This window comes from Andreprevotia sp. IGB-42 (assembly GCF_009848685.1).
In the GTDB taxonomy this organism is placed as follows: domain Bacteria; phylum Pseudomonadota; class Gammaproteobacteria; order Burkholderiales; family Chitinibacteraceae; genus Andreprevotia.
The window spans coordinates 1-24,394 of sequence record NZ_WXTX01000018.1 but is presented as its reverse complement, the minus strand read 5'-3'; the positions used below and the strand labels follow the sequence as shown (position 1 = coordinate 24,394).

Below are 24,394 nucleotides of genomic sequence, written 5' to 3'. Positions count from 1 at the left end.
CTTATTTGGCTGCCGGCAATATTTCAATACCGCCATTCTTGATGGCCACGCGCACTTTCAATTGATCGGGCGAGGTTTGCCAGAATTTGTACAGGTTCAATTGCTTGGGCGGCGGCAGCGGAATGACTTTGCGCCAGCGATTGACCTCCAGTGCGCGATATTCGGCAACTATACCGATGCTGCGCGCATCCAGATTGCCGGTACGGCTGATTGTCCGGCTTTCACCAGGGCGCAATATGGTGCGCTCTACGGCAATCAATTCCTGGCCCAGCGTCATTTCCGGTTTGTCTTGCAGGCTGAAGAAACTGCTGGCCTCGAAAGTGGCATCGGCGCGCAATTCGAATACGCGGACTACAATCGGCGAAGGCCTGTTCTTCAAATCAGGATTCACATTCGATTCTGCAATCAGCTCTACCTGATAGGGCACAGCCGCAGCACGTTCGGTTGATGCACAACCTTGCACAATCAATGCTGCAAGCAGCAGAACACCAGCTATCCTGATCTTGGCCGGGAAATACAGACGCAAATGACACCCCATCACGAAAGGACGTAAAAGCCGATTGCGGCAATTGAAACGCGATTGATGCAGCCTTGATCCGGGGATGTATCTCGGACAGCCCCCAAGCCGCAGTGCGATGAAGGCTATCCCCACTTCGTGACAAATTCAATACAGCAGATTTACAAACAGGAAAAAATGTGACTTTTCTCATTGAATGCACGGCGGTCACAAAAAATTAATATAAACAGACTAGATGCATCTGCTGAAAACCAATATTAAAGGCGGCTGACGGCAACTTGATATCGTCATCCAAATCCTACAGAGTGGCAGCAATCCTGTATTCGTATATACCTTTCCAATTCTATTTGTGAACAATCCGATATGAAAGTTAAATGTGCATTAATTGCGATATGGTCTGCTGGATTGGCATTCACGCTTACGGCTTGCCAGAGCCCGCAAACGGCACGCCAGGCTGAAGCAGCCCAGCCCGCGTATCAGCGGGTGGCACAGGCTGCCGTGGATGAGGGCACCAAGCAGTACGAGGCGGGCAATTTTGCGGGCGCAATCAAGGTGTTGAGCAGCACCAGCGAAATCAACCTCGCCAAGACAGAAACGCAGGTCAGGGCTCACAAACTGCTGGCATTCAGCTATTGCGCCAGTGGAAAACCCTCTTTTTGCCGTGCGGAGTTTGTAAAAATTCTATCGATAGATCCGAACTTCAAGCTGTCTGAATCGGAAAGGTCTCACCCTATCTGGGGACCGATTTATGAGTCTGCGCGCAAGTGAACGTGGCTGCATGTGTGTCAAAACCAGTGTGTCCGGCTGGCAAGCGCTGACCGGAACAGGAACGAATCTTCAATGCGATTGACCATCCTCGAGTACGGCGGGCTGCCGGTGAGCCCTTCGCAAAGTGTCGTGTTCAGCCCACCCGGTGCCACCATAGGCCGCAGCGCGGACAACCACATGGTGCTGGCGGATGAAACCCGCCAGATATCCCGCTTGCAAGCCGCAGTGAGGCTTGACGATAGCGGCTGCTACCTGAGAAACCTGAGCAGCGTCTGTGCAATAGAAGTAAACGAAGGGCCATTGCATGGCGATCAGGAGCACCGGCTGAACCCGGGTGACCGCATCAGCATCGGTGTTTACCAATTGCGTGTGGATGACCCGGCACAAACAGCATTGCCGCCAGTTGCCGAACCAATCGGCGTCGTTGTACCCCTTGTTGCCGAAACCGCATCGCCGGCCGTTACCGCGCAGCCAGCCAGCAGTGTGAATATTGCCCAGCAGGAAGCGCAGGGGCCGGCCCAATTTTCCGCCCAATTCGCGGCCCGATCCGAGTTACTCGATGCGTTTGCTGATGCCGGGCAAATCTACAGCCTGCCTGCAGGCGCTGCCGTGCTGCCGCCTGTTGCAGACGTTGCACCAATGCCGCCGCCAGCTAACGCTGCCGCGCAACTGCTCCAGCCAGCGCTCCAGTCAGAACCAGCCCAACCTGCAGCCGCAGAGCCATTCAACCTGGATGGCTTGTTTGGCGCAGGTACGCCTGCCTCCGCCACTGCGTTTGCCGGCTTTGATGTTGTTGCAGCATTGCCCGAGTTTGCGCCGGCATCCGCATCCCTACCCGCAGTTGCCCCTGCATCGCTGCCGCCGGCCGCTTTCTGGGATAGCCTGGTATCCGAATTCGCCCCGGTAGAGCAGCAAGCGCAGTTCGACCAGCCTGCAGCAATCGTCGCGCCGCTGGCGCCAGCCGTTGAAGCACCGCCCGTTGCGCCGCCCACCACGCATGCTCTGGCAGACATGCAGGCACTGCCGGTTGATCCGCTGGACCTGTTTGCGGCCATGCCCGGGGATGGTGCCAGCAGCCTGTTCGCCGATGGTGCTGGGGTGTTTGCCGAGGCCGCACCCAGCCCGCTGGGTCTGATTACAGCGGCGCAGCATCTGCCTGTGCAGACCGATAACGTGCCGGAAGTCGCCAGCCACTTCAGCCTGCCCGCCGTCGCGCCGGCGCAGCCTGCTGCCGCTGCGCCGGATGGCTATGCAGGTGGATATATAGCAGCAACGCCCGCCCCGGTTTCGATACCTGCACCCATAGCCGTTGCTGCGATGGTGGCACCTGCGGTAGCCCCTTTGCCGCCTGCCGGGGTGATAACGCAGGCCGTTACGCCCACGCCCGGCAACATACCGCGCGCTGCGGATACCGGTTTGCCAGCCGGGCCGAACGGAGCGGCTGCAGACTGGGCTCAGCAGGCGCCGCAACTGCTGGGGGCCTTCCTGGAAGGCGCGGGGCTGGCGGCAAGCCCTGCCACGCTGAACGAAGCACAATTTCGCCAGGCAGGCCGCATGCTGGCCGGCTTCATCGGTGGTGCCATGGATTTGCTTTCCAGCCGTACCATCATCAAACGCGAAGTGAAGGCCGATCTCACCATGATCCTCGATCGGGAAAATAACCCGCTCAAGTTGCTGCCGGATGCGCAAACCGTGCTCAAGCAGATGTTTGGCCCACCATTTCCGGGCTTCATGTCGCCCGAGCAGGCGATGGATGACGCTTTTCACGACTTGCATGCCCACCAGATCGGCATGCTGGCCGGCATGCGCGCGGCACTGAACCAGTTGCTGCACGATGTCAGCCCGGACCTGATCGCACAGAAAACGGTGGCCGGCAGCTGGTATGAACGCATGCTGCCGCCGGGCAAGGAAGGCCGCGCCTGGTTGCAGTACCGCGCGTTGCATCAATCCATGGTGAATGCGGTGGAGGAAGACTTCCAGTCCGTGTTCGGTAATGCATTCCTTGCCGCCTACGACGCCGAAGTAGAGCTCTACCGGCAACACAGCAAAGAGTCGGCACGATGCTGAAATTGACGACTGCGCAGTGCACATATGCCGGCAGCCGCGCCAGCAACGAAGATGCGCTGGGTTTGCGCATCCGAGATCAGGACGCGTGCTTCGTGCTCAGCGACGGGGTGGGTGGCGAGCGGGGTGGCGGGTATGCCGCCAGGCTCGCCGTCCATGGGGTGCTCAAGCAATTCGAGAACCGCCAGCAAACCCCGCTGGCAGAGCTGGCGCACAATAGCGTGGCCAGCGCGCAATCGCTGATCATTGCCGATCAGCAGCGCAATCCGGATCGCGCCACCATGGCCGCCACGCTGATCGGTCTGTTCATCGATCGCAGCCATGGCTTTGCGCAATGGGTGCATGCCGGTGATAGCCGCCTGTATCACTTCCGGCGCGGTGCGCTACTACAGCGCACGCAAGACCATAGCCTGGTTGCGCAACTGGCAGCCGCCGGCTTGCCGCATGATCGGGTCAATCCCAACCTGCTCAGCCAGGCGCTCGGGCGTGCCAACACCGTTGCCAGTACGCTGACCGTGCCGCAGCCACTGCAGGATGGCGATGCCTATCTGCTGTGCACGGATGGCTTCTGGCATGGGCTGCATGACCACGAGCTGGAAAGCCTGCTGCAACTGGCGGGCTCGGCGGAGGAGTGGATCACATTGCTGGCCGCCCAGGTGGGCCAACGCATGGCGCAGGATAATTACTCGGCCATTGCGGTATGGGTGGGCGATCCGCAATGCGTGACTTTGACACGGTTGGTGCAACCCGCTGCCCAGAGCATCTGACGCCTGTTGTGTGCGTCGTGCAGATGCAGGAGGGGCTAGCGAAAAGGGCCATGGCAATCGATGCCCCGAAAGTGCTGATCCGCTTCGGCAGCAATGATCTGGCGGCATGAAAAAGCACCGGCACGGAAAACCGTGCCGGTGCGGGTATTGCAACTGCAGTGGTGCGTATTACGGCAATGCGTTCAGCGCAGCACGGGCCGGTACCGAGAAGTTATAGCCGTCGTGCTTGTCCCAGTTGATTGACCAGGTCATCACGCCGCGATAAGTCGGGTAGGCCTGTTTCGGCTTCACCGTATCGCAACCTGTCAGCTGGGTCAGGCAAGTCAGCGCGTTTTTCACTGTCGCTGCGGTAACAAAACCACGCCCCGCAGACTGGTTGCCGCTCGGCACACCGAACGCGACCTGATCCGGGCGCAGCCCCTTGAACTCCCAGCCGGTGCCGTAGGCAGTCTTGAAGCCCTCGATCAGCATCAATGAACCACCCACCAGTCCATCCACCGTGCCTTCGTTCAGCGTACGGCCATCGGTGAAGGTAAAACCACCATTGTTGTAGTACTGCACGTGGATCACCGACAGGTCGTCACGCAGGCCGTCGATGATGGGCAGGTAAGACCCCCAGTTGCCGCCCAGCGCTACATAGCCACCCTGTACATATGGGTGTTCCGGTGCCATCGACAGATAGAAGCTGGGGCCAACCAGTGCCTTGAGCTGCTTGATCGCCGTCACCAGGTTACCCTGGATGGCCGCGCCTTGGCTCACGCCGCTTTCCAGATCAAGATCGATGCCATCGAGACCATACTTGGTGATGAGGCCGTTCAGGCTGCTGACGAAGTTGCCGACATCGGCTGCGGTGTTGAGCGTGATCGAACCATCTTGCCCACCCAGCGACAGCACCACCTTCTTGCCCTTGGCGCGTTTGGCGGCGATATCGGCGATGAATTGCGCTTCGCTGCCAGCGTTCTGGTCAAGATGGAAGGCCACGTTGCCATTGCCTGCATTTTCGCCGAACGAGAGCATGATCACGTCCCAGTCATCCGCGATCTGGCTGAGCGGGAAAGTGGGGCCCGATGCGTTCGGGAAGTTGTGCCAGTAGCCCACCAGCAGGTGCTTGGCCAAGGTTGTAGAGCCCAGCGGGGCAAACTGGCTGAGTATGCAATTGTTGCTGTTCTGGCTATCGCAAACCTGTACCTGGAAGCTGCTGGTTCCGCTGCCGAAAGCGGTGGTCAGATTGCCCGAGTAATAGGTTACCGACTGATTGGGCGAAGGAATGATCGTGCCCGAAGCGGTGACGGTCTTGCCCGTAGCGTCCAGCACGCGCCAGTAGCCGGGTGTCCAGCCGGGCAGCAACGCACCATTCAGCGTCCAGCCGATATTGTACTGGCTGTTGGCAGCAGGGGTGGCACTGAGCGAGCCGAAGTTGACCACGTCGCCGATCGGTACCGGCTTGCCGCACGGATAGGCCGGATCAGGCACCACCTTGTAGCCGGCCGGCGGCATTACTGGCGGGCAGATGGGTGGTGTTGGCGTAACCGTAGGCGTCGGCGTGCTGGTCGGCGTCGGTGTTACGGTAGGTGTGGTGGACGGGGTCGGCGTTACCGTCGGGTAGGGAGTAGGCAGGCCGCTGATGGTCACCTTGAAGTTGCGTTGCAGCGTGCTGACGGCACCCCTGGCATCCGTTGCAGTCACTACCATCTGGTGATTGCCGCTATACGGGCCCCAAAGTACCGAGAAAGACGCACCGTTTACCTGGGTAACCAGCGTGCCATCGATCGTTACCTTGATCGAGACGATCTGGCCGCCGGTTTCGCTGGCACTGCCACTCAACGTGATCGGGATCAGATAGTCGCCGTAGCTGAATGACTGGCCCTCTGTGGGGGTGGCAACTGCAATGACCGACACCGCGTTGCTGCTGCAGGCGCCCAGATCGTTCCAGGGTCTGCCATCGCCGACATTGGCGGACGGGATATTGCCTTGCGTCCACCATTTGGCCTGGTAGTTGCGGCCGTTATACGCAACATTGGCACCACCGGTATAGGCGGTGCCGGTGTTCCAGTCGGCGGCGCACAGGCCCGGTACCGGTGTGATCACACCCGGAGTCGGCGTAACGGTGATCGTCGGCGTCGGGGTGGAAGTCGGCGTGGGTGTCGGGCTTGGTGTGACGGTGACAACTGGCGTCGGGGTATAGAACGGAATCATCACACACAGGCCGGCGCCGCTGTCCTGCTGGATCCAGCTAGCTGTGCCCGGGCCATTGCTGCTGGTCGACAGATGCGCAACGGTCGCTGCATAGATATGCGTGCAGGTTTCGAAGCTGCTGCCATAGCGCGTGGTCACACAGCTGTTGACCGGATAATTCTGGCCCACGCTCCATTGCGGGCTGTTGAAAGTACATGCAACCGGTGTGGGTGTCGGGGTGATCGTTACGTATGGCGTGGGTGAAGGCGTGGGCGTGGATGTCGGCGGCGGTAACACCGGCCCCTGGTCTTGCCACAGCGTTGGCGTTGCAGACGGGTTCCAGTTGGCACCCACATAGGCGGTATGGGTGACCAGTGCCTTGTAGTCATGGCCGTTGTAGCTGACCACGCTACCGGCGGTATAAGTATTGCCTTCCTGCCAAGCCACCGCTGCCAGTGCCGCCGGCGCCCAGATGGCCGCCAGCAAACTCAACGTCACCAGCGCCGCGTTACTCTGGCGCAAGGCTGATTTGCGAAGTTTCATTACATCTCCTCGCATCCCCTGGTGCAGGGCGGGAGTCGCTCCGCAGTTCGGGATGTCTCAAGTTGTTTGAACTACTGTTTGAAGTACTGCCAATCGCAAAGCACTTCTTCAATCCAGCTTCACAACACACGGCAGCGTAGTGACTATTACATTGATGAGCCGAGCAGCGCAGCGCCTAGCCGCTGGCAATTCATGAACGGCAGGAAAAATGCATAATTACCTTTAATTTTCAATATCTTGCACTTTATTTATCTCGCGTCGTCATTCATGAACGACATGAAGTACGAGTTCAAAATGGAATACTTCACGCCAATATCCCTTGCGCGGCTGGCCAAGAACTGGCGAACCTTTGCTGCAACGTCAGCCGGCGAAATCATTTTTTCCAGCCTCAATGAAAAGACTCATTACGGACAATGAAGTGGGCGGCGGTGTGGACTGCAATGCCTGCAAAGCCTTGGGTGGCGGCGTGACCATTGAACCCGGCCCGAACGTCTCCTTGATGAGCGGTATGCAGAGGTGCAGGTAAATGCCGTGGCCAGCGAAGCCCCGGATAGTTACCCATCGGCAAAGATGCCTGCGGACTGGGGGCCGCGCAGCGTGTTTGAATGCCAGCGTTGCTTGCTGTGAAGGATGATGGAACGCCAAGGAGGAACAGGGAACCGATCAGCAGCCACAACCGAGAAGCTCGGGTTTACAGCTGAAAAACCCGGATAATGGTGACCAGATCATTTTGAGCACCAATCTGGAATTCTTGCATGGAAATCAAGGTAAATTTTCTCGACAAGCTTCGTCTCGAAGCCAAGTTCGATGATTTCACAGTCGTGGCCGACCAGCCCATCCGCTACAAGGGCGATGGCTCTGCACCGGGCCCGTTCGACTACTTTCTGGCTTCGTCGGCTTTGTGTGCGGCTTACTTCGTGAAGTTGTATTGCGTAACCCGCAATATCCCTACCGAAAACATCCGTCTGTCACAGAACAACATCGTTGATCCGGAAAACCGCTACCAGCAGATTTTCAAGATTCAGGTGGAGTTGCCGGCGGATATCTCCGCCAAGGACCGCCAGGGCATCCTGCGCTCCATCGACCGTTGCACGGTGAAGAAGGTGGTGCAAGCCGGGCCCGAGTTCGTGATTGAAGAAGTGGAAAACCTGGATGCCGATGCGCAGGCCTTGCTGACGCTGCAGCCGGCTTCTGCCGGAGCGGCTACGTATATCGTGGGCAAGGATCTGCCGCTGGAGCAGACCATTGCCAATATGTCGGGCGTGCTGGCGAACCTCGGCATCAAGATCGAGATCGCTTCGTGGCGCAACATCGTGCCCAATGTGTGGTCGCTGCATATCCGCGATGCACACTCGCCGATGTGTTTTACCAATGGCAAAGGTGCTAACAAGGAAAGCGCACTGGCTTCGGCGCTGGGCGAGTATATAGAGCGGCTCAACAACAACCATTTCTACGCCGGCGCGTTCTGGGGCGAAGAGATCGCCAACGCGGCATTCGTGCATTACCCGGATGAGCGCTGGTTCCAACCCGGCGCGGGCGATGCGTTGCCGGCTGAAATTCTCGATGAATACTGTCTGCAGATCTACAACCCCGATGGCGAACTGCGTGGCTCGCACCTGATCGATACCAATTCCGGTAATGCAGAGCGCGGCATCTGTTCGCTGCCCTTCATGCGCCATTCGGACGGCGAGGTGGTGTATTTCCCGTCCAACCTGGTTGAAAACCTCTACGTCAGCAATGGCATGAGCGCCGGCAATACGCTGGCCGAAGCACAGGTGCAATGCCTGTCGGAAATTTTCGAGCGGGCGGTAAAGCGCGAAATCCTGGAGGGCGAAATCGCGCTTCCCGATGTACCGCACGAGGTGCTGGCGAAATATCCCAGCATTCTGGCCGGCCTCCAGGGCCTGGAAGAGCAGGGCTTTCCGGTGCTGGTGAAGGATGCATCGCTGGGCGGTGTGTACCCGGTGATGTGCGTTACCCTGATGAACCCGCGTACCGGCGGCGTGTTTGCATCATTCGGCGCACACCCCAGCCTGGAAGTGGCGCTGGAGCGCAGCCTGACGGAATTGCTGCAAGGCCGCAGCTTCGAAGGCCTGAACGATCTGCCCCGGCCCACCTTTGAAAGCCATGCGGTGACGGAGCCGAATAATTTCGTTGAACACTTCATCGATTCCAGCGGCATCGTGTCGTGGCGTTTCTTCAGCGCCAAAGCGGATTTCAGCTTCGTCGAGTGGGATTTTTCCGGCCAGGGCGACAATTCCAACGCCGAGGAAGCCGCGACGCTGCTCGGCATACTCGAAGACATGGGCAAGGAAGTGTACATGGCCGTGCATGACCAGCTGGGCGCCACGGCCTGCCGCATTCTGGTACCCGATTATTCGGAAGTCTATCTGGTAGAAGATCTGGTCTGGGATAACACCAACAAGGCGCTGTTGTTCCGTGCCGATATCCTGAATCTGCATCGCCTGGACAATGCCAGCCTGGAAGCACTGCTTGAGCGCCTGGAAAACATCGAGGTAGATGATTACTCCGATATCGCCACGCTGATCGGCATCGAATTTGACGAGAATACCGCCTGGGGCCAACTGACCATACTGGAACTGAAGCTGTTGATCCATCTGGCCTTGCAGCAATTCGAGGAGGCGCTGGATCTGGTGGGCGCTTTCCTGCAGTACAACGACAACACGGTCGAGCGTGGTCTGTTTTACCAGGCGCTCAGTGCGGTGCTGGAAGTCATGCTCGATGACGAACTGGACCTGGCCGATTACGAAGTCAATTTCCGCCGCATGTTCGGCAACCCGCGGATGGATGCTGCACTTGGATCAGTGGATGGCAGCGTGCGCTTCTTCGGCCTCACCCCCACGAGCATGAAGCTGGAAGGGCTGGAGAGGCACCAGCGCCTGATCGATAGCTACAGGAAACTTCATGTGGCGCGAGCCAAAGCGGCGGCATCCATTTAGAAGGTCATATCCACCAAGCCCCGGCTCGACCGCTTCTTGCCAGCAATGAGTTTGGATTGAGCCGTGGCTGTTTCCGTGGCTGTTTGGTCAGAAGTACGGTCGTTGGCGTGCGTTGGGCACTGGGAACAACTTTAAGAAAAATAAGGAACAACTTTGTGCCCACAGTTAGTCAGCGTCGCTTTGCATAAAGTTGTTCCTGGAGCGCCAACGAAAATCCGCGGCTTCCCAAGGCGGCATCTACAACTTCATGTGAAGAACGTAAGCATAAAATTGTTCCCTACCTGAACGATAAGCATAAAATTGTACCTTTCTTGATTCTTTCGTCACATCTCATTTTCGCACGTACCCACCATTGAGCGGCTCCCCCACCGCTCAGTTGCTTTTTGGATTGTGAAAACTCCCATAAGACGATCAGAAGTGCTATGGCGCTCTTGGGGTGTGGCACGAACCATACATGCTCAACATGCTCTTGAGGAGAGCAGTATGACTGAACAGGTTGACGAAATGTCGTACAGGCGAGTGAATGGGAGAGAGGTTAACCTATCCCAGTGGCCTACACCGGACGAAGGAGCGTTTGTTGGCAAAAAACGAATCCAATATTTCTCCCGAAAGAAAGCCATTCTACTTTATCTATCTGGCGCTTCCGATTCCGAAATTAAGGAACAAACTGCTATCGGTGCTAAGCAGGTCTATCGCCTCATCCGAGAGCGTTGTCTTGAAACACATCCTGATGGTCTCGTCTATGGATGGCGAGCCTTGGTTCCTTTTCTTAGAGTTCATCCTTTTAAGCGAATCCAAAAGATCAAAGTTGATGCATTCGGCTATGGTGCAGCAGGAGCATTGCAGCTTGTTTTGGACCTTAATCCAGAGCTTCGAAAAAAGTTTGAAGCTCGCATCCTTCCTTCTAAATCTGGGGTAAAGCTCAGAGCAATAAAACGCTCAATTATGAACCATTGTATCTGGTTTAATAATGAACTGCGAGCACTTGGATACGAAGCTCGAAACGAATGGCCATTTAATACTCAAACTTTAGGCTATTCATCTATAAGTCGATATGTGAAAAACGTCCTCAATGCCAACCCGGCAGCATTGGCAGATAGCGTCGGCGGACCCGATTTAGTCAGGAAAATGAAATCGGGAGATGGGACGCAAAGACCCGTCACGAAATTTATGCAGCGGATCGAAATGGATGCTCATAAACTTGATGGCCGTTTTTGTGTGCTTATTCCTTTGATTGGCGGAGGCTATCAGGAAAAGATCGTCTACCGCCTGTGGGTTATAGTCGCGTTGGAAGTGATGTCGCGAGTTGTAGTGGGTTATTATTTTAGCATGAGACGTGAAGTATCCAAGGATGATGTCCTACGCGCTCTTAAACGAGGGCTTTCACGATGGGTTCCTCGAGAAGTAACATTTTCCGATACGCCTTATCAAAAAGGAGCTGGCCTTTTATCTGTGCTGGGCAGTGAATATGTTGGCTTGGCTTGGGACGAAACCAGCGTAGATGGTGCCTTGGCCGAAACATCTAAGCATGTCAGAGATATACTTATTGATGGGTTGGGCTCAATGCTACTCGATCCATCAACCTCTTTTTCCCAAAGAAGAACTAAAGATGATCGCCCTTTTATTGAGGCATTTTTTAGGAATCTAGCGGGAAATGGGTTTCAGGGTATGTCCAATACCACCGGGGCTAAACCTAAAGACAAAGCGGGTAGAAATCCGGAAGCGGTAGCTATAAATAGCCGCTTCCAATATGAATACGCAGAAGAGCTTATTGATGTCCTTATCGCAAATTATAACGCAACACCTCATCGAGGAATAGGAAATCGAACCCCTCTGGAATATGCATTTTGTGGGGTCGGCGAAGCCTTGTTCAATATGCCACTGCGCAAGCGCGGCCAACCGTTGCTTCAGCGTGTTGATTGCCAGCTTGTCGGCGTATTCAGCGAGGTATCGAGCGATGCTGTCACCCGTGGCGGGCAACAGGCCGCTCCATTCCACCTCAAAATGGCGTATGGCAGAAGCGTAGCTGCGTTGCGTGTTTTCGCGTGTGGCCGCAGCTAGATAAGTTTCCAGCTCAGTCATTGGCGCATCGTGATGCGTGTGATGTTGCTAGCCTAGCATGCTTCATTACTGTTACGACTGCAGGAAGGCTGATGGCAACGATCGGAAGGTTTGCAAAATCGCTTTTTGTCTTCATTCGAAGCGGAAGTAGCCCGTGTAATGGCCATGATCATTGCCGCAGCTAGATAGCTTTCCAACTCACTCATGGAATATTGTCGTTTCCGGGATGCTAGGCGCGCGTCAAGACGAAGACTGGCGCTCTTTGCCTACGATAGCGTAGTAGTTGGTCTATATCTGAGGTCTTTGCTGCGACTTCCTTCTGGGGCGCTGGAGTGTGCGGTGTGCTTGATGGCGATGACGACTTGGGCGATTCGCCGTTGAAGCGAAACGGTACCGTAGTGTAATCCTGCATGACCGGCGTGCTGGAATCCTCCCGATATCCAGCGTTTCATCCAGTGAAATCCGCGTACGGATGGTACGATTTACAACACCATCGGATGCCTAGCCCTTGCTCCAGCTTCCTGATTCAACGTGGCACGTAAAAATATTTCATCATTTCCCTAAACTCTCGCGAATTGACCCGGATACGTTGTGCATAGGCGTCAAGCCAAGCACACAACGATGGAATCTGCATTATGGTCGCGATTATTGGTGGAAATGGTCTGGGGTTGTCGGGTTCCTCGCGGGAACTGCTGGGTCAGAACGGCGTGGTCGGGTCCGCCGGCACCGGCAACGGTGCGGAAGCCGTCTACGTCAATGCCACTACCGGTAATCTCACGCTGCAGCAACACGATACCCTGTTGCTGGGCAGCGGCCTGCAACCGGATCTGCTGCGCACCTATAACAGCAATGGCGCTTGGGATGGCGACAACAACGACCAGTGGCGCATCGGCTTCTACAAGCGCATCTCCGGCCTGACCGGCACGGTCAATACCGCCGGCAGCACCATCAAGCGGGTGGATGGCGACGAATTCGAAGCGGTCTACACCTACGACACCGCACGGGGCGAATACGTCACCACCGTTGGCGCCGGTGCTTTCGACAGCCTGCGCTACAACGCTGGCACCCAGCAGTGGACCTGGAAAGACGGCGCCAGCGGCGGCACCGAACTCTACAAGACCGATGGCAGCGGCACTGCCTGGCGCTTGGCCACACAAACCAACGCCGCGGGTGACGAAATCCGCGTGCAGTACAACGCCGCTGGCCAGATCAACCGACTGGAATCATGGGGCGCAGGCGAAGCCACATATAACAGCGGCTTGGACCTGGTGTATTCCGGCACCCTGCTCACCGAAGTGGGCAACTTCGCCAAGAACAGCAGCAACCAGGATGTCAGCACCACGCGCGTCCGCTATGCCTACGACACGTCCAACCGCCTGATCAAGGTCACCGTCGACCTCAGCCCGGAAGACGGCAGCACTGCAGATGGCAAGGCCTACGTCACCAACTACACCTACGACGGCACCAGCAAGCGGCTAGCCAGCATCAGCCAGACCGATGGCAGCCGGCTGGAGTTTACCTACGACGGTAGCTTCCGCATCGCGACGGTGAAGGATGTGCGCGGTGCCGGTGATATCCGCACCACCACTTACACCTATAACACCAGCGCCAAAACCACTACCATCACTGACCCGCTCAACCAGAACACGGTCTTTACCTATGATGCAGCCGGGCAAGTCACGCAGATCCAGTACCCCACCGACGATTACGGCACCAACCGCACGCTGATCTCCTATGATGCATCCGGCAACGTGTCGGCAGTCATGGATGGGCGCAACTTCCAGACCCAATATGCGTACGACGCACGTGGCAATCTGGTATATGAACTAAGGCAGAACTCTTCTGCGGTACGTCGGGCTTACGATGCCGATGATCGCCTGACTTCCGTGACGGAATTCACTGGCCGAGATCCTGATGGTCTGGCTGGCAACGATGCCACCGGTGCCCTCAAAACCCGCTTCGTTTATGATACCGCAGGCAATCTGCGCTTCAAGATCACCCCGGAAGGCCGGGTCAGCGAATACCGCTACAATCTGCGTGGCCTGCGCACGCAGGAAATCAGCTATACCGGCGGCAATTATCTGGCCACCACTGCGACCTATAGCGACCTCAGCACTTGGACTGGTATTCAGGACCTCACCAAGACCGGCCGTACCGACATGGCCTACGATGTGCTGGGCCAGTTGCAATCGGTGACTACCAGCGAGGGCATGGATAGCAATGGCCAGCCCGTCCTGCCGATCAAGACCAGCTATATCTATGATGCCTTCGGTCGCCTGTTGCAGCGCATCGACGCGCGCGGTGTGTTGACGGCAGATGCCAACGATTACAGCACTGTCTATAGCTATGACGGCCTGGGCCGGGTCCTGACCGTCAGCCAGTACGATGCCAATGGCGTCGCCACCACCACGACCACCGTTTACGACGATACCGGCCGGCAAACCACGCAGACGCAGGCCAATGGCCTGATCGTCACGTCCACCTTCGACCAGGCAGGCCGCTTGCTGAGCAGTACCGAGCGTACCGGCGTGCCCATCTTGGGCACCGTGAGCTATGCCTACGACAAGCTGGATCGGCGCGTCCAGAAAACCGACGAAGTCGGCAACAAAACCTATTACCTGTACGACAAGAACTCACGCCAGGTCGGGGAAGTCGCCCCGGATGGTGCACTGACTGAAATCGTCTACAACAATGCCGGGCAGATACTGCAGCGGGTCAACTATGTAGCCCGTATCCCTGCCACTACGCTGGCAAGCTATGCCAGCAATCCGGCCGGATTGACCATTTCCGGCGTACGTTCTGCCGTTGGTAACACAGCCGGCCGTACTTATTATTTCTACGACAGCATTGGTCAATTGGGTTTTGAAGTCGCAGAGTACGGCGCAAATAGCTATTCCTCGGTAACGGAATACCGTTATGACGGTGCCGGGCGCCGGACGGACGTGATTCAGTATGCAAAACCGATTACGACCAGTAGTTTGACTTCCCTGTTTTATGCGGGCTACGAGCCCAGTGATGGCATTGCCAGAGGCCTGTCATCAACGTATAACGCAGACCCGGCCAATAACCGTTGGCAACGCGCGTTCTATTCTGATGATGGATTACTGCTGGCTGAGCTTGATGCTGTCGGTGCACTGACTGAATATTTCTATAATGTGGCCGGGCAACGTACGGCCACGCTACGCTATGCCAAGCTCACCACATCGACGTTGCAGCAAACGGGTACTTTGGCACAGGTCCGCCCGGTTACCGATGCAGCCGATCAGACGACCAACTACCTCTACAACGGCCGTGGTCAACTGGTTGGGGTGATTGATGCGGGCGGCGCATTGACAGAGTACCGCTACGATGTAACGGGCAACAAGCAAACAGAGCTTCATTACATGCATGTGGCCAGGGATCGCAATGCGACGCGATTGGTCGATGCCTTGCCGACCCCCGACAGCGAAGACCAGTTCACTATCTGGACATACGACCACTTCAACCGCGTGGTGCGTGAAGAGCGGCAACCGTTCAATACCGTGACCACCTACACCTACGACGTGGCTGGCAATCTCGCCAAGCAGGTCACTGCAGCAGGTAGCGCAGACGAGCGCACCAAGCAATGGCGTTACGATGCGCAAGGCAATCTGCTGGTTGAGCTGGGCGGTGAAGCATCCAACCGCATCAACGAAGCTGGTGCCGTGACCTATGGCTATGACGCGGCGGGCCGTCGCATCAGCAGCACCGATGGCAATGGCCGTAAAACGTATTTCTATTACGATGCTGTAGATCGGATCGTCCTGACCGTCAACGCAGATGGCGAGGCCGAAGAGCTTTACTATGCTGCTAACGGAGCGAACGTCACGGCCTCTTTGCGCTACGCGAACCGTCTTTCCAGCACGGTCTTGGCAACGCTGACCGGCGGGGTGGTGGGCACCGCGCTGCGGCAGCAGCTGACGTCGTTGGCCGATGCCAGTCGTGACCAAAAAACCGAGCGTTACCTCGATAACCAAGGGGTCTTGCGTCAAATTCGTGATGCGTTGGGCGTGGTCATCGCATACGTTTACAACCCCTTCGGTGAAATGGAGCGGGTGCAAACGGTAGGCGCCGACGGCAATACCTGGCTGAACGAAACCCGCGAATACGACCAGCGCGGTGCATTGCGCTTCAGCAGGAACCAGACCACTACCGTTACCGAACTCCGCTACGACACCTTTGGCCGCCTGATCGAACAGGTCGATCCGCTCGGCCGCATCAGCAAGACCAGTTACGATGCCGCTGGGCGCGTGATCAGTGTGACAGACCCCACCGGTGCCTCGCGCCTGACGGCCTATGATCCCCTTGGGCGGGTCTACAGCACCACCGATGCCAACGGCAATAGCACGCGTTATACCTACAACAGCAGCACCCGAGAAACCACGGTCACCACCCCCGAAGGGGTTAGCGTCACCACCAAGCGCAACGCGCAGAGTGAAGTGGTATCGGTGCGTAGCGGGGAAGGCCATGTCACCAGCTATCGGTACAACCTCGACGGTCAGTTGGTGCAAAAGGTAGAAGGGCTCAACGAGACCGATCTGGTCAGTTACAACGATTATGATCTGGCCGGCAATCTGATCGAGGTAAACGAACGCGGCATCGTCACCCGGTTGACCTATGATGCCAGCAATCGGGTGCTGACGAGACAGTCCGATCCGGGCGGCGTAAACTTGCAAACCGAGTACCGTTTTGATGGCGCCGGCCGCAAAATTTGGGAAAAACGCCCGGACGGCGTCTGGACCAAAACCGAATTCGATGCACGCGGCCGCGTCAAAGCCAGTGTGATCGATCCTGCGACCGGGCCGGACGGCGCAGCCAAGGCCGGCGCGCTTGCGCTGCGTACTGAATATACCTACGACTATCTTAATAATGTGGTGCGTCTGGTGGAAGCCGCAGGCACGGGTACGCAACGCGTCACCGCGTTTACCTACGACAGCTTCAATCGCCGCCTGACTGAAACGCTGGACCCGGATGGCCCGCTCAAGCTCACCACCCGCTATGAGTATGATCTGGCCGGCCAGGTTACCGCCCGTTTTGATGCGGCCAACAACGCCACGCGCTTTACCTACGATGCAGCCGGACGACCGCACTATACCGTTGATGCATTGGGTGGCATCAGCGAAATCCGTTATGACGCTGCTGGCAACCGTATTGCCGAAACGCGTTACAGCAAGGCCATCACCATCCCCGCCACGGTTACCGATGCCACGGTGCTGGCGACGCTTACGGTCCTTTGGCCAGGCCCGAATGGCACGCAAGGTATAGACTTCGCCGCCCGCACCACGCGCTACGCCTATGACAAGGATAGTCGGCTCACCCATACGGTCGATGCGCTGGGCAATGTCTCCGAACAGCGCTTTGATGGCGATAACAATGTCGTACAGCGGATTCAGTATGTAAACATCGTCACGACTGCCTGGCAAACACGCGCGGAGCTGATCGCTGCACTGCAACCCATTGTGGCAGATCATCGCGCTTATGCGGCCTACGATGCGCTGGATCGGCTGGTTTACAGTGTGGATGCCGAACGCTATGTCACCGCGCACCGCTATGAGCGCGGCAACCTTGCTTCAAGCACGCAATACGAGCAGCGCATCACACTGCCGGCCACCATCAATGCCGCATCGCTCGCCGTGGCCACCGTTGCCACCACAGGCAAGGACCGGACCAGCTATTTCACCTATGACGGCGCGAGCCGACAAAATGCCACTGTCGACGCCGAAGGCTACCTGACCGAATACCAGTTTGATCAATTGGGCCAGCGCACGGCGACATTCCGCTATGCCGCCAAGGCGCTTGCCAGTGGCTTCAGCCCCGTCAATGGCGCACCGATCAGTCTGGGACAGTTGCGCCCCAATACCGCAGGCGCCAATGATCTGATCAATCGTGCCAGTTACGATGCGGCCGGTCGCGTACTCACACAAACCGATGCTGCTGGCGTGCAAACCCGCTATGTCTACGATGCACGTGGCCTGGTCATGGACCGCATCCAGGCCGATGGCACCACTGATACCGTTACCACGCATTACGACTACGACACGGCAGGCCGGCTGATCCGCGAATCCAGCGCCTACGGCACTGCCGATGTGGGCGTGACCGAATACACGCTGGACGCCTTGGGCAACCGCGTGGCGATTCTGGATCCGCGCAATTACGCGCTGTTCACCTCGGACGCGCCTTGGGCTATTGCGGAACGTACAGCACGCGGTTTGCCGGCCAATGCCAATCAGATCGGCGGGTATGCACCCATCCGGGCTGCACTGAGCGTGACACAGCGCTTTGACAAACTGGGTCGCCTCACTGGTATCACCAATCAGCTCAGTAGCCAGACGCAGATCGATTACGACGCCTTCGGCAATGTAGTGCGGCTGGTCGATTTGAATGGCAAGGCAACGTATAAAAATTACGATGCCAAAGGTCAGCTTACGCAAAGCATTGATAGCAGCCGTTTCCTGACCACCTATAGCTATGATGCGTTTGGCAACATGGTGGGCAAGCGTGTTTACGTCAACGGCGTCATGGGTGCGTTGAATACCGGCGTCGCGGTACAGATTTACCCGGCAGGTGGCAATGGCACACTTGCCGCGGCCTATACCAGCGCCAATTCGGCCGATTTCGTGTTCGCGGATCAGTACGATGCGCGCAACCTGCGCGTTGCCAGCGCGGCCATAGACGTGATGCAGGCCGATGGCACCAAGCGCAACTTCACCGACACCATCAGCTACAACGCCTTTGGCCAACAGGCGACGGCCACCAACCGTGCCAACGGCACCAACACCTATCGTTACGACCGTAACGGCCAGTTGCTGGAAGAGGCGCTGCCCGTGTGGTCTGCTGGCCAGCAGGTCAAGAACCAGTATGAGTATGACGCCTTCGGCAATCGCATCCGCACCATCGAGGCAGCGGGCCTGCAGGAACAGCGTATTACCGAGTTCACGTACGACAAGGTCGGCCGGCAAGTCGCCAAGCTGGGTCAGGCGGCCAACGTCTATGTGTCTGGTGATGTGCAGATTGTGGCCCGCTCGCTGGAGCGCACCTTCTACGACAAACGTGGCAATGTCACTGAAACCCAGATCGGCCTGCAAGACGCGAATGCACCCGGGCAGATCGTCGATCCCAACCGCACGCTCAACTTCTACGATAAAGCCAACCGGGTCATCAGCCAGGTAACAGCCGAAGGTGTTGTCACCCAGCGGCATTACGCTGCGGGCGGCCAAGTGATCGACACCACCACCTACGCAACCCGGCTGGCCAGTCTGCCGGCGCAAGGCAGCACCGTGCCGCCGACAGTGACGGTGGACAGCAAGAACGACCGGGCATTGTTCTATACCTACGACGTAGTGGGCCGCATGGCCACGGAGCGCTCCACCTCGGTGGTGTATTCCTCGATGTCGGGCAGCACCTTCCAGCTCAACACCGGCGCGCTGCAAACCACCAAGTATTACGATGCAGTCGGCAATGTGATCGAGGAAATCGATCGCCGCGGCAACTCCATCCTGCATTTTTATGATGGAGAGGGGCGTCAGATCGGGGTAGTCGATCAAGAAGGCTACGTTACTACTTGGCAATATCTGCCCAATCGTACGGTGGAATATCGCTACGCGACCAAACTGGCTACCCGCCCGGGTCGCGGCTTGACCATGACGCTGCCAATATCGAGTGCGGATGACCGGGCCACCGTCTCCGAGCTGGATAGCCTGGGCCGCGTGATCAGCAAGACCGTGCGCAACGTGAAGTACGGTGAACTGGTGGGCGAATCCCTGCCTTCCGTCACCGACTCCGCAACGGACGTGATCAGTACCTTTGTGTACGACGGTCTGGGCAACGTCATCCGCCAGCTGGATGCGGATGGCTACGCCACCGAGATGAGCTATGACGCACTCGGCCGCATGACCGAGCAGCGCGTCTACATGTACAAGGCTGCCCTCAACGACGATAGGGGCACCAAAACCCGCTTCGAATACGACGGGTTGGGCTCACTGGTCAAGCAAACCCAGGTTGGTTCGAGCCCGATCTATGATCGAGTCAAAACGCAAGCGTGGGAAAACGGCAAGCTGACCAGCAGTACTGACGCTGGCAACTACATCACGCGTTACATGTACGACCGGTTTGGCAATCTGGCCTATGCCGCCACAGAGTTTGCCAGTACATCTGCAATGAACGGCACGGCCTTCACCGATGCATCAATCGTCACCTACGACCGCATGGGGCGCGAAACCAGCCGCCAGGCCGTACGCAAGGGCGCTACCGTTACCCTTGGCGATACATCGCAAACCAGTTATAACGCCTTCGGCGAAGTGACGCAGCGTGGCATCAACGGTGGCAACCAGGAATGGGCGCAATACGACCAACTGGGCCGCATGGTGATGAGCAACACCAATGCTGGCGTGGTCACCCGCTACATCTACGATGCCAACGGTAACGCCACACTCAGCTTCCAGGCTGGCGCCAACAATGAAGATGTCACCACGGCAACCGCCGCGCAATACAACAGCTACGCCAAGACCATTACCGAGTTCGATAAAAAGAACCAGTCGATCCGCACCTACCAGCCGGACTTCACGGTCGAGGATATCCTGGCGCGGATTGATACCGCCAACCTGTCGGTCAGCCAAGGCTTCACCCCGACCAACCCGGTGACCATTTCGGTTACCAAGACCGCGCCGCCTGTTACGCCGCCAGTACCGGAAGTGGGGCAGATCAGCCTGTTCACGCCGCCCACCCCGATTCAGGCCATGTTCCATGGTATGGTTTATCGTGATCGCCAGGCGGGTGAATCAGTCGAAATGGGTTACCCGTTCCAGAGCGGCAATCTCACCCTTTCCCTGCCGCAATTCCCCGCTGGCTATGGCAGCGGTGATTACCTGATCGAATACATCAACGCGGGAGTGACCACCACCTTTACCGCCGCAGCCAATGCCAGCACCGCCACGCTGGCATTACCACGGCTGCAGGGCAAGTACGAAATCTACGTGTGGAAGAAGCTGGACGGCCAAACACGTGAGCTCGTGGGCAGCGGCACCTTTGCTGCACCCATTGCCAAATCCAAGACCGATATGCCACAGTTCTCGGTCACGCTGGAGCAGAACCGGCTCAAAACGCCCACCAAGGCCATCTATATCACCGGTCAACCGGCCAATACCAACAATGTGCAGGTGTGGGTGCGGCCGCTGGGCAGCACCGACGGATGGGGCACCAGCAACACCGCGCGCATCGCCAAGCAAAAGATCGACTTTGACGGCAAGCCGGTCAGTGGCTGGTATATCGTCGATGTGTCCGACTTGGCAGCTGGTGAATACGAATTCATGAGCAAGACCTTCGACGCCAGCGGCAATGTGCTGAGCGCGGGAGAGGGCACGTTCAAGCCACAGGATAATAGCCTCAAGAAACGCCTGCCCACGCTGCCTGCTGGCCTGGAAAGCAGCAGCCCGTCCAGCAAGCCGGGCATCACCGTGCCCAACCCGGGGGTGACCTATGCCACCGGCCTGCCTGCCGGCCAGGCGCTGCCGATCACCATTACCGCAACCAGCCAATATCAGCAGTCTTACTCCGGCGGTCCGCTCGACACCATTGTTTCCTATATGGTGAACAATATTACCGTCCCCATTCCGCAAGGCCTGTATGGCTTGGGCGATGGCTACGAACTGAACGTCATCGATCAAAAAACCGGCCAGACCTACAAGGCGTTTGAGGGCGGGGCCGCGAACAGCATCACCTTGCCGCTCAGCCTGTCGCTGTTCAAGGTCAAGGTCGAGCTGTACCAACTGAGCGGCAACACCCGCAAGCTGGTGGCGGCCTCCGCGCAGATGCTTGCCGGCGAAAGCATCGGTGGCGCGCCGATTCCGCATCAGCACGCCGGGGAATCGGACATCCCGGCGCAACAGGTATCGATCACCTACAGCATGCCGGCGCAAGCGGTTGAAGCACGCTATATCGTGCGCGGCATGCAGAGCGACGTGGATACGCTGCTGTTCAACTATCGCGAATCCGGCAGCACGGGTGCCTATCAGCAAGCCACCCTGGTGAAGGACGAAACGCTCTCCAACACCTTCTATCTCAAGGACGCCGCCACGCTGCTGCAGTACGGCAAAACCTACGAGTTCAACTACTTCGGATTGGGACAACCTCCGGGTGCCAACGGGCCGGTGGTGCTGGTCCGCCAGAGCGGCACGCTGTATCACGCCCAGACCGGCGCCACCTTCAACGTCGCCAGCACCGCGCCCAAACTGGGCGGGGATGGCTTCTCTTACGTCGGTGCGGATGGCCTGCTCAACCTCGTTGACCAAGGCCGTACCGACCTGACCACCATGCCGACCACCTACAGTCAGCTTCAGGTGCGCGCGGTACGCAAAGTCATCGTCAATGGCCAGGTGCAGCGTTACCCGGCCAATACCTGGATCACCGTGGGGGATACCGGGCCACGCGGGAGACTGGCAGCGCCGCTGCCGATCAATGCCCTGAAAGCCAAGGTCATCGACGGCGTCACCATTCCGGGGTGGTTCACCGTTGATTCAACCCTGGTGATGGATGCCAATCTGATCAATATGGGCTGGGGCACGCAAAACACCGACCCGGTCTGGTACCACCCGTACAACGATGGCCAGGACATTGAGCTCGATTTCCAGCTGGTCAGCTACTACACCCTGCCCAGCACCGACGAGGACGCGCCACCGCCCAGAGTCACCACCAATGATGTATCGGTGCGGCTGGACATGCCCACCTATCGGCTCAGCAATGGGGGTCAGGCGCAATTTACCGGTAGCGGCAAGCTCAACCTGGTCAATCCGGCGTTGTCCAATACTGCCCTTGCCCTGCAGCCAAGCAACACGGTGCTGTATATGCGGGCCGTGGGGCAAACCAACTGGAGCACCGTCTCGTTGACTCAGGTGTATGTCAGGGGGGCAACCGGGGCCAGCGAACTGGTAAAGGGCATGTTTGAAGCAAACCGCGCTGATTTCCCGGTTGGCTCGGGTAGCTATGAAGTCGCGTTGACCAGTTACAGCGGCAGCACGATCATCAGCCAGGTGACGGGCGTCATTGATACCGGCAACAGCGTGATGGCCAATCGCAAGATACAGGCCTACCTGCCCACCGTTGATTACCAAAACAGTACGCAGTTGTTCCCGTCCCAGCTCAATCTGAGTGGCTTCTTTGGCAATGGGGCAGAGATTCCCAACCGGATGCGGGTGACCTTTACTGCCCGATCGGACGGCAACAGCTATTCAGGCATCACGCGCACCTACGATGTGACCGCACAAGGGCCGTATCCGCTGACCGCGGATCGCCCGGTGAGCTTCCTGATGGACATGTCTTACCTGATCCCGGACCCGACGCAGAACTGGCTATACGACGTCAAATTCGAATCCATCAGCAGTGGCAACTGGGTGATGGCGACCGGCAACGCCACCGTATACGTTGGCGCGCAGGCACAAGTGGTGACTACCGCCACCATGGAGCGTGCCCCCTCGCAGGTCACCTTCCAGGCCAATGATGTCAACGCCAAATCAGCCAAGCTGTATTACCGCCTCAAAAGCTCGGAAGATGCCAGCCATGTGGCAACCGACCAGGACCTGAACGCCGCACAGCCATTCGCCCAGGTCGGGGTGCTGGTTGATGCCAACGGCTACTTCACGCTGGATGCCACCAAGCTGGTGCCCGGCAGCGGCTGGCGTGTGTACGAATACTTCTATGACCTGTTCGATGCCAATGGCGCCTTGCTCAGCCGCCGCAGCGATACCTTCACGCTGGGTACCGGCGTGCCGGCGAGCAATACCGAAGAGCGCTGGAGCTATTCGATCTCCGCCACGCGCAACCTCACTATCACGCGCTCGCAAACCTACAACGCATTTGGCCAGATCGCCAGCGAGACCGATGGCCTGGGCCGCGTGCGCAGCCTGAGCTACAACACGCTGGGCCTGCTGACCGAACGGCGCGATGCGGCGGTGGATTACACCAATGCACAAGGGGTCGTGGTCACCGGCACCACCCCGACCAGCAAATACGTGTACAGCAAGGCGGGCCGACTGGTGGCCACGGTAGATGCCGCGGGCAAGGTCACTGGCTACAAAACACTGGGCATCCGTGATGCCCAGGGCCAGGCGCTAGTCGAAAAAGAACTGCATGCCGATGGTGGCTCGATCAGCATGAGCTACGACGAGTTTGGCCAAGTACGCCAGCGCGTGGAAACGATTGAAGCGGGCAAGAACAGCACCATCAATTACACCTATGACAAGCGCGGCCTGCTGACTTGGGTAACGCGGGACGCCCGCAATGGCGCGACGCCTACCGAGTATTACGAATACGATGCCGCCGGCCGCCGTACCAAGGCCACCGATGCCAACGGGATTTCGTCCTATACCTTCTTCGACTTTGCCGGCCGCGTAGTCCGCACCAGCAATGGCGCCGGGGTGACCACCGATTACCAGTACACCTACGACAACACCATCGTTGGCCTGAATGGCGCCGTGGTGGGGGGCTACCGCAAGTACACCGTCACCGGCATGGGCACGGCGGATGCCCGT

General features: G+C 57.9%; 9 protein-coding genes. 7 read left to right on the top strand and 2 right to left on the bottom strand.

The features are described from left to right. Position 1: 1 nt before the first annotated feature. On the bottom strand, positions 2-526 hold the full coding sequence (gene tssJ, locus IGB42_RS19920; protein ID WP_201800021.1) for a type VI secretion system lipoprotein TssJ: 525 nt from the start codon (positions 524-526) through the stop codon (positions 2-4). A gap of 396 nt (positions 527-922) precedes the next feature. Here tssJ and IGB42_RS19915 point away from each other — a divergent pair, with 396 nt between their 5' ends. From IGB42_RS19915 to IGB42_RS19905, 3 genes are all read left to right on the top strand, one after another. Continuing rightward, positions 923-1,285, top strand: a complete 363-nt coding sequence (locus IGB42_RS19915) for a TssQ family T6SS-associated lipoprotein (protein ID WP_159675028.1) — start codon at positions 923-925, stop codon at positions 1,283-1,285. A 72-nt stretch (positions 1,286-1,357) separates the two neighbouring features. Beyond that, positions 1,358-3,352 (top strand): type VI secretion system-associated FHA domain protein TagH, encoded by a 1,995-nt coding sequence (gene tagH, locus IGB42_RS19910; protein WP_159675026.1) that lies wholly within the window; start codon positions 1,358-1,360, stop codon positions 3,350-3,352. Further along, positions 3,346-4,116: a PP2C family serine/threonine-protein phosphatase gene (locus IGB42_RS19905; RefSeq protein ID WP_159675024.1), complete on the top strand. Its 771-nt coding sequence runs from the start codon at positions 3,346-3,348 to the stop codon at positions 4,114-4,116. Before tagH ends, IGB42_RS19905 begins: the two co-directional genes overlap by 7 nt. 168 nt (positions 4,117-4,284) lie before the next feature. On the opposite strand, the gene IGB42_RS19900 is transcribed toward IGB42_RS19905, so the two are convergent. After that, entirely contained in the window at positions 4,285-6,834 is a 2,550-nt protein-coding gene (locus IGB42_RS19900; protein ID WP_159675022.1) for a carbohydrate-binding protein, read from the bottom strand. A gap of 294 nt (positions 6,835-7,128) precedes the next feature. Here IGB42_RS19900 and IGB42_RS22470 point away from each other — a divergent pair, with 294 nt between their 5' ends. From IGB42_RS22470 to IGB42_RS19885, 4 genes are all read left to right on the top strand, one after another. Next, complete coding sequence (locus tag IGB42_RS22470) at positions 7,129-7,251, top strand: hypothetical protein (protein ID WP_255461542.1); 123 nt, start codon at positions 7,129-7,131, stop codon at positions 7,249-7,251. Between the two features lie 338 nt (positions 7,252-7,589). Further along, positions 7,590-9,794 carry an OsmC domain/YcaO domain-containing protein gene (locus tag IGB42_RS19895; protein ID WP_159675021.1) on the top strand — a complete coding sequence of 735 codons (2,205 nt, stop codon included), beginning with the start codon at positions 7,590-7,592 and terminating at the stop codon, positions 9,792-9,794. 483 nt (positions 9,795-10,277) lie between these two features. Then, entirely contained in the window at positions 10,278-11,855 is a 1,578-nt protein-coding gene (locus tag IGB42_RS19890; RefSeq protein ID WP_159675019.1) for a hypothetical protein, read from the top strand. Positions 11,856-12,490: 635 nt separating this feature from the next. Further along, positions 12,491-24,394: hypothetical protein (locus IGB42_RS19885; RefSeq protein ID WP_159675017.1), on the top strand; the 11,904-nt coding region annotated here is incomplete at its 3' end.

Bases quoted from the DNA above. Each gene is read 5' to 3' on its own strand.
- tagH (WP_159675026.1), top strand. From the start codon at position 1,358: ATGCGATTGACCATCCTCGAGTACGGCGGGCTGCCGGTGAGCCCTTCG.
- IGB42_RS19905 (WP_159675024.1), top strand. From the start codon at position 3,346: ATGCTGAAATTGACGACTGCGCAGTGCACATATGCCGGCAGCCGCGCC.
- IGB42_RS19900 (WP_159675022.1), bottom strand. From the start codon at position 6,834: ATGAAACTTCGCAAATCAGCCTTGCGCCAGAGTAACGCGGCGCTGGTG.
- IGB42_RS22470 (WP_255461542.1), top strand. From the start codon at position 7,129: ATGGAATACTTCACGCCAATATCCCTTGCGCGGCTGGCCAAGAACTGG.
- IGB42_RS19895 (WP_159675021.1), top strand. From the start codon at position 7,590: ATGGAAATCAAGGTAAATTTTCTCGACAAGCTTCGTCTCGAAGCCAAG.
- IGB42_RS19890 (WP_159675019.1), top strand. From the start codon at position 10,278: ATGACTGAACAGGTTGACGAAATGTCGTACAGGCGAGTGAATGGGAGA.